Annotated in this window: 6 protein-coding genes; 4 read left to right on the forward strand and 2 right to left on the reverse strand. The window is 66.2% G+C overall.

Features of this window, described 5'->3' with window-relative positions; genetic code table 11:
• A partial coding sequence (locus ELR45_RS08160; protein WP_205856222.1) for a LysR family transcriptional regulator occupies positions 1-797 on the reverse strand: 797 nt, incomplete at its 3' end.
• Positions 798-1,015: 218 nt separating this feature from the next.
• On the opposite strand from ELR45_RS08160, the gene ELR45_RS08165 reads away from it, so the two are divergent.
• From ELR45_RS08165 to ELR45_RS08175, 3 genes are read left to right on the forward strand one after another with little or no spacing between them, the layout of a single operon-like run.
• A complete protein-coding gene (locus tag ELR45_RS08165; RefSeq protein WP_165367585.1) occupies positions 1,016-2,347 on the forward strand; it encodes a sugar ABC transporter substrate-binding protein in 1,332 nt (443 codons plus the stop codon).
• On the forward strand, positions 2,344-3,282 hold the full coding sequence (locus ELR45_RS08170; protein WP_129664959.1) for a carbohydrate ABC transporter permease: 939 nt from the start codon (positions 2,344-2,346) through the stop codon (positions 3,280-3,282). The genes ELR45_RS08165 and ELR45_RS08170 overlap by 4 nt, the downstream gene beginning before the upstream one ends.
• The gene (locus ELR45_RS08175; protein WP_129664961.1) at positions 3,279-4,145 is read left to right on the forward strand and encodes a carbohydrate ABC transporter permease; all 867 of its coding nucleotides are present in this window, start codon (positions 3,279-3,281) and stop codon (positions 4,143-4,145) included. The genes ELR45_RS08170 and ELR45_RS08175 overlap by 4 nt, the downstream gene beginning before the upstream one ends.
• A 56-nt stretch (positions 4,146-4,201) precedes the next feature.
• On the opposite strand, the gene recD2 is transcribed toward ELR45_RS08175, so the two are convergent.
• Positions 4,202-6,388: an SF1B family DNA helicase RecD2 gene (gene recD2 / locus ELR45_RS08180; protein WP_420813847.1), complete on the reverse strand. Its 2,187-nt coding sequence runs from the start codon at positions 6,386-6,388 to the stop codon at positions 4,202-4,204.
• A gap of 309 nt (positions 6,389-6,697) precedes the next feature.
• Here recD2 and ELR45_RS08185 point away from each other — a divergent pair, with 309 nt between their 5' ends.
• Complete coding sequence (locus ELR45_RS08185; protein WP_129664965.1) at positions 6,698-7,837, forward strand: glycosyltransferase family 2 protein; 1,140 nt, start codon at positions 6,698-6,700, stop codon at positions 7,835-7,837.
• Positions 7,838-7,860 lie beyond the last annotated feature (23 nt).

The following is a 7,860-nucleotide window of genomic DNA, read 5'->3' on the forward strand; positions in this document are numbered from 1 at the left end:
ACGTCGGCCGGCAGTCCGTCGATGGGAAGGTACGACACGCCCTCGACGCCGAGAAGCCGTGCCGAGCGGGGCACGAATGCCACTCCCCGGCCCGCTGCCACCAGCGTGATGGCGGTCAGGATCTGGTTGACCGTGTGCACGACGTTCCGGTGCTCGAACGGCACCAGGCGAACGGCGAGATCGTAGAAGTAGCGCGCCATGGTGGCCGAGTGCATGATCAACGGAAGGTTTCGAAGCTTCTCCACGGAAACGCTGTGCCCGCGGACGTCCAGATCGTGTCCGCGCGGGACCGCCAGCTCGAGGCTTTCAGCCAGGAGCAGGTGCGAATCGAATGTGTCCGTGTCGAATGGCGGGCGTGCGAGGCCGAGATCGATGTCACCCGACATCAGGCCCTCCACCTGCTGGGACGTGACGAGCTCGTGGAGATCGATGTCGACGTTCGGCACCTCGGCCGTGATCCTGCCGAGCAGTGGCCCAAGTAGCGCGAAACTCGACGCGGCGGTGAAGCCGATCCGCAGCTGGCCAGCCGCTCCCGCGGCGACACGGCGCGCGGTTTCGGGCGCACGCTCCGAAGCGATCATGAGTCGCTTGGCCTCGGCGAGGAACGCCACGCCTGCGGGCGTGAGCTCGACCTTGCGGTTGTCTCGCTCGAGAAGCATGGCCCCAACGGCGTGTTCCAACTTCTGGATCTGGCGGCTCAGCGGTGGCTGGGTGATGTTGAGCCGCTCCGCGGCGCGCCCGAAGTGGCGTTCCTCCGCGACGGCGATGAATCCACGGATCTGATCGAGGGTGAACACAGCACCTCCGGTGCCTCTCTACCGGCGGCCGGTCGGGTGTCGATTGCGGCGACGGCTCCTGATGATACCTAATCTGCATAAGTCCATGCGAATTTTGGTTTAGACAAGCATCAAACGCCACTTCTATCGTCATGCGAGAACACGGCCACCGCGGAGACATGAGGGCGCCGGCAAATGTCTATCAGTCGCGTTTCAACCCATGAACGAAGGAGCTCATGATGAAGAAGCCATCGGAACTGGTGGCCACGGTCGCCGTCGCCGCCGTGACGCTCGCGGGCTGCTCGAGCGCAGGCGGAAGCACGACGGACCAGAACGATCCCGACGAGCAGACCCTGGAGATCTGGCAACGCAAGGCTCCCGACAGTCCTTCTGACATGGTCGGACAGGAAGTGGCTGAAGCGTTCACAGAGGCGACGGGGACCGAGGTCGAGTTCATCTCGATCCTCGAAGATTTCGAGACCAAGCTGCAGCAGCGCGCCGCTCAGGGAGACCTCCCCGACGTCGTCATCAACGACACCGCGCAACTCGGCAACATGCAGTCCCAGGGCATGCTCCGCGAGATCGACCGGTCGAGCATCGAAGGGGCGGATAGCGTGTCCGAACGGGCATGGGGCGCCGCCGAGGCCGTCGACGGCAACTACTACGGCGTGCCGTACACGGCTCATACCGTCGCGGTCTTCAACAGAGCCGACTGGCGAGAGAACGTCGGGGCCGAGGTCCCGCAGACCTGGGACGACCTCCTCGAGCTGTGGAAGGCTTACGCCGACGACGACCCCACGGACACCGGCGAGGACGTCGCGGGGATCGCCTTGCCTGGAACGACGAAGCGCGGCTACCTCTCGTGGAACACCTCGACGTTCTTCTGGTCCGGAGGAGGCGAGTACTTCGAGGAGAATGCGGACGGGACGTTCAGGTCCGCGGTCGCAACCGAAGGCTCCGTCGAGGCCGCTGACTGGATCCGCGACCTCGTCTGCGAGCACGATGTGGCGCAGCCGGGCGCGGGCAGCCAGGACACCACCAACACCAAGGAACTGTTCCAGACCGATGGCGCCGGAACCTATCTGGTCGCGCCCTACGAGCTGGCGAGTTTCGACCTTGATCCCGGTGCCGATGTCGTCGAGGTGTTCGCCCCGCCGCCCGGCCCGGCGGGCCTGACGACGCTTGCCGAGGGCAACAACGTCTACTTGATGGCCGGTAGCGAGAACGAGAGCGCCCAGGAGGCATTCGCTGAATGGGCCATCTCTGTCGAAGGCCAGACCGTGGGCATGGCCGGCGACGAGGACGGGAACATCGTGCGCCTTCCCGTCAACCAGGACGTTGTCATGTCCGACGTGCGCACCGACGACCGGTGGAGCCTGTTCCAGGAGCTCTACGACGAGAACGGCCGCTACGTGCCCGGCGTCCCGAACTGGGCGCCGTTCCTCAACGCGTCCGCGGAGACACTCAACGCCCTCATCAGCGACTGCACCCTCGACACCAGGACCGCAATGGAGGAGCTCGACGACGAGTTCAACCGTGAGCTCGAGTCGCAGGGAGTCCTCGCGGAATGACCCGGACCACCCTGGCGGCGCCGAAGCCTGGAACGCAGACGCGCACGGTGCCGACACGCGGGAGGAGGCGTGCCCGGCACGGGCCGGTCTCGACTCCGTGGCTTTTCCTGGCCCCGGCACTGATCTTGTTCCTGCTGTTCAAGTTCATCCCCATGGGCCAGGCGTTCGTCATGAGCTTCCAGGACGTGCAGCCCTTCCTCGGTAACCAGTGGGTGGGCACGGCCAACTACGAGGTGTTGGTCGGCAGCCCCGATTTCCGGGGCGCCGTCTGGCACACGGTCGTGCTCGCCGCCGGGCAGACCGTCGGCTCATTACTCATCGGCTTCGTCCTCGCTCTCCTGCTCGAGGGGCAGGCAAAGCGGTTGTGGTTCGTCCGGTCGGCCGCGTTCCTCCCGGTGGTGGCGCCGATGGCCGTCATCGCCGAGGTATGGCGGATCATCTACCACCCGACCGCCGACGGGCTGGCCAACCAGATCATCGGCTGGGTGACGTTGGACCCCTCGCAGTGGATCAACTCTCCGGACACGTCCTTGTGGTCGGTCATGATCGTGGGAATCTGGCGCGACGCCCCCTACAACATGATCATCATCATCGCCGGCCTGGTGAGTGTGGAACGTTCGCTATACGAATCCTCCGCTCTCGACGGCGCGGGGATACTCCAGCGCATCCGGTACGTGACCATTCCTGCGCTGCGGCCGGTGATCGTCATCCTGCTGACGCTGGCGGCCATCCGGGCCATGCGCGTTTTCACCGAGGTCTTCCTCCTCACCAACGGCGGGCCGAACGGGTCGTCCGAAGTGGTCATGACGCTGATCTACAGACTCGGGTTCGAGCGGAACCAGCTGGGCGTGGCGGCGGCGGGCTCGGTCCTTCTGTTCCTGGCCACGGTGACGTTGACGTTGCTGATCCGATTCGCATGGAGGAAGGACCGATGAGTAGCAGCCTCGATTCGGCACTCGGGCTCGGCTCCAGCAACCGGCGCTCGGTGAAAACGCTCAACTATGCCCTGTGGGCGGTCATCGTCGTCGTCTTCGCGGGCCCTCTCGTCGCGGTGGTGGCGGGCGCGTTCTCGGGAACCCGCGACCCTTCGCATCTCAACGTGGTCCCTGACGATCCCAGCTTGGAGAGTTTCCGCGCCGCCTTCGACCGCGGTGTGCTCGGCTACCTCACCAACTCCCTCGTTGTGGTCGGCTTTGGGCTGCTCTTTCAGATGATCGTCTCCGTCTTCGCTGCGTACGCGCTCGCGCGGAAGAGGTTTCGGGGCCGTGCCGCGGCGATGCTGCTGATTCTGAGCACCATGATGCTGCCCGAGGAGATCCTCGCGATTCCCCTCTCCCAGGTGCTCGCGGACGTGCCGTTCACCGGGATCAATCTGATCAACACACTCCCTGGGATGATCGTGCCGGTTGTCGCCTGGGGATTCTCCATCCTTGTCATGACTGAGTTCATGAAGGAGGTCCCGATGGAGCTGGAAGAAGCGGCCAGGATCGACGGCGCCGGTGAGCTTCGCACGTTCTTCTCGGTGGTCCTCCCCACCTGCTTGCCCGCGCTCGGGGTCATCGGCGTCTTCGGCTTCACCATGATCTGGGACCAGTACCTGCTGCCGCTTCTCGTCGCCTCGGACTCATCCACGTTCACCCTGCCCCTCGCGCTGCGAACTCTGCGCGCTGATCCGGAGGTGGGCCTCGGTGTCGTGCTCGTCGCCGCAACGCTCGCCCTGCTCCCCGCGGTGATCGCCTTCCTCTGTTTCCAGAAGTCGTTCATGCGTGGTCTGTCGTCCGGTGCGATCAAGGGCTGACCGGACACCTCGGCCAAGCCCGTACTCGCCGGCCCATGGTCCGGTGGAAAGGAGAATCACGTCGGGAACAGTCGGTAGGTCAGGCCGGTGTGACGGCGGCCGGCGCTGACCGTCCGTACCGCCGCCGCCAGTGCGCGCCGCGAGCCGACCAGCACGACGAGCTTGGCCGCTCTGGTGACAGCGGTGTAGAGCAGGTTGCGCTGCAACATGACCCAGGCGCTCGTGGTCACGGGGATCACCACGGCTGGGTACTCGCTGCCCTGGGACCGGTGGATCGTCATGGCGTAGGCGTGCTGCAGCTCATCGAGCTCGGCGAAGTCGTACCGGACCTCCTCGTCCTCGTCGGTGTGCACGGTCAGGCTCTGCTGCTCGAGCGAGATCGCGGTGACGACAGCCACTGTGCCGTTGAAGACGCCGGCCGTGCCCTTCTCGTAGTTGTTGCGGATCTGGGTGACCTTGTCGCCCACCCGGAAGACCCGTCCTCCATGCCGGCGCTCCGGACTACCCTCCCGCGCCGGTGTGAGGGCCTGCTGCAGCTGCTCGTTCAGGTTGCCGGCGCCGGCGGGGCCGCGGTGCATCGGAGCGAGTACTTGGATGTCGCGGCGCGGATCCAGTCCGAACCGGCGCGGGATGCGACGCGTGACGACGTCGATCACGAGGCTCGCCGCCTGCTCGGTGTCCTCGCAGCCGAACCAGAAGAAGTCGTCGTACCCGGTGAGTTCCGGGCGTTGCCCGGAGTTGATCCGGTGAGCGTTCGTGATGACGCCCGACTCCTGAGCCTGCCGGAAGATCTGGGTCAGCCGGACTCGTGGGATGGGCTCCGCGGCGAGGATGTCGCGCAGCACCTCGCCCGCGCCGACGCTGGGCAGCTGGTCGACGTCCCCGACGAGAAGCAGATGTGTGCCGGGCGCTATGGCCTTGATCAGGCGGTTCGCCAGCAGCGTGTCCACCATGGAGGTCTCGTCGACGACGATCAGGTCCGCGTCGATCGGATTGTCGCGGTCGAAGGCGGCTTCCCCGCCGGGCCGCAACTGGAGCAGCCGGTGGATGGTGGCCGCGTCGTGGCCGGTCAGCTCGGACAGCCGCTTGGCCGCTCGTCCCGTCGGGGCCACGAGCGTGATCTTGGCCCGTTTGGCCCGCGCGAGCTCGACGACGGAGCGCACCGTGAAACTCTTGCCGCAGCCCGGCCCTCCGGTCAGCACCGCCAGCTTCTGTGTGAGAGCCAGCTTGACGGCATCCGCTTGCTCCGGTGCCAGCTCGACGCCGATACTCCTGCCCAGCCAGCTGAACGCCTTCGACCAGTCGACGTCCGCGAAGGCGGCGAGCCTGTCGGTATCTGCATTCAGCAGGGTCCGGAGCCCGTCGGCCAGAGCTTGCTCCGCACGGTGGAACGGGACCAGGTAGACAGCCGACACCTCTCCCGTATTCGGCTCCGGCACCGTCTCGCGGACGACGCCTTCGTCGGCGACGAGGTCGGTCAGCGCCGACCTGATCGGCTCGATCGGTACTGCCAGGATCTTCTCCGCGGACTCGAGTAGCTTGTCCTCGGGCAGGAAACAGTGGCCCGCGTCGGCTGCCTCGCTCAGCGTGTACTGCAGGCCGGCCCGCAGCCGCTGCGGCGCGTCGTGCGGGATGCCGACCGCCTGGGCGATCGTGTCGGCCGTCTTGAACCCGATGCCCCACACGTCGGAGGCCAGCCGGTACGGGTCCTCCCGCACCACCGAGATCGCCGCGTCACCGTATTGCCGGTAGATCTTCACCGCGATCGACGTCGTCACGCCGACGCCCTGCAGGAAGACCATGACCTCCTTGATCGCCCGCTGCTCCTCCCAGGCGGCGGTGATCAGTGTGGTGCGCTTCGGACCCAGCCCGTCGACCTCGATGAGCCGGGCCGGAGTCTCGTCGATGACGTCCAGGGTCTCGGTCCCGAAATGTCCGACGATGCGTTCCGCCATGACCGGACCGATCCCCTTGATCAGACCGGAGCCGAGGTACCGCTGGATGCCCTGCACCGTGGCCGGCAGCACGGTCGTGTAGTTCCACACTTCGAACTGCTTGCCGTACTGCGGATGCGCAGTCCACCGGCCGGTCAACCGGAGGGATTCGCCCGGCTGCGCGCCCAGCAGTGCACCCACCACGGTCAGCAGGTTGTCGCCCGTGCGCTCGGTGGAGACCCTGGCCACCGTGTAACCGGTCTCCTCGTTGGCGTAGGTGATCCGCTCCAGAACCACGTCCAGGCGCACGCCCTTCTCGGCCTGCGGCTGGGCGCGCGACGTCTCCTCAGGCTCGGGCTGCGGCTGCGCGGCGGGACGAGGCACCGATCCATTGTGGCCCACCCGAGTGTGCACTGTGGTGTCGAAGGCCTCTTGCGTTGCGTATACGTGGAAGTCATACTTCCTGCGTATAACGGCAACCACCGATAAGGTTGGTGGTCGGGCTTGAACCTGCCCAGGGTTCCGGCCTGCGTCCGGCGGCGGCATGGCGGACCGCTAGGCTATGCGACGCCGGCCGCAAGACGGGTGTTGAGCCTGTGACGCGAGTGAGGACTCTGTATGGCACCGATCAACCCCACAGACGGGACCGTGACCGTAGACGGGACCACCCCGGCACCCGCGACCCCAGTCGACATCTCGGTCCTGGTGCCGGTCAAAGACGAGGTGGACTCTCTTGAACAACTGACGACGGAGATCGCCGCCGCGCTCGACGCCCGCCCGGCGGACGACATCGCCGGCGAGCAATGGGAGGTCATCTTCGTCGATGACGGCAGCGCTGACGGGTCTTGGGAAGAGATCCTCCGGCTGAGCGCGCGGGACTCCCGTATCCGTGGCCTGTGCTTCCGGCGGAACTTCGGAAAGTCGGCGGCTCTGGCCGCAGGTTTCGCGGCGTCGACCGGCCGGATCATCGTCACGCTCGACGGAGACCTGCAGGATGACCCTGCGGAGGTTCCGGGGATGATCGCCCGGCTGTCCGGCCCCGTCGACCTGGTGGCCGGTTATAAGGCGGACCGGCGCGATCCACTCGGAAAGCGGCTACCGTCGAAGCTCTTCAACTTCGTCACCGGCATGGTCACCGGATTGAAGCTGCATGACCACAACTGCGGGCTGAAGGTCGCTCGACGCGAGGTCTTCGCCCGGACGCCGCTCTACGGCGAGATGCACCGCTATTTCGCCGCGATCAGCCACGCGCAGGGGTTCCGCGTGGCCGAACAGCCGGTGAACCACCGTCCGCGCCAGTTCGGTTCCTCCAAATTCGGTCTGGAACGCTACGCTCGTGGCGGTCTCGACCTGCTGACGATCCTGAGTCTCACCCGCTACACGCATCGTCCGGCCCACCTCTTCGGTGGGGTCGGTCTCATCATGGGCCTGGTCGGGTTCGGCGTCCTGGCCTATCTCAGCGGAATCCGGCTCTTCGCCGACCAGGCGATCGGTGATCGCCCCCTGCTGATACTCGGAGTGCTGCTCGTTCTGCTCGCTATGCAGCTGGTCAGCCTGGGCCTGTTGGCGGAGATGATCACCAATCGTGAGGTGGTGAGAGAAGACCCCTTACGGTACGTCTCGGACGTCGCAGATCGTACGACGAACCGTGATCGCGAAGCCGCGGCGAGCGGCGATGTCGCCGCTGCGGAGCCGTCGCCAGCGGTCGTGGAGAGGGTCGTCGCCGAACCCGGCCGGAGCTCTCCGGCGGTGTCGTGACGGTTATCAGTACGAAGGCCGCC

It is taken from the genome of Phytoactinopolyspora endophytica (assembly GCF_004138495.1).
Taxonomy (GTDB): domain Bacteria; phylum Actinomycetota; class Actinomycetes; order Jiangellales; family Jiangellaceae; genus Phytoactinopolyspora; species Phytoactinopolyspora endophytica.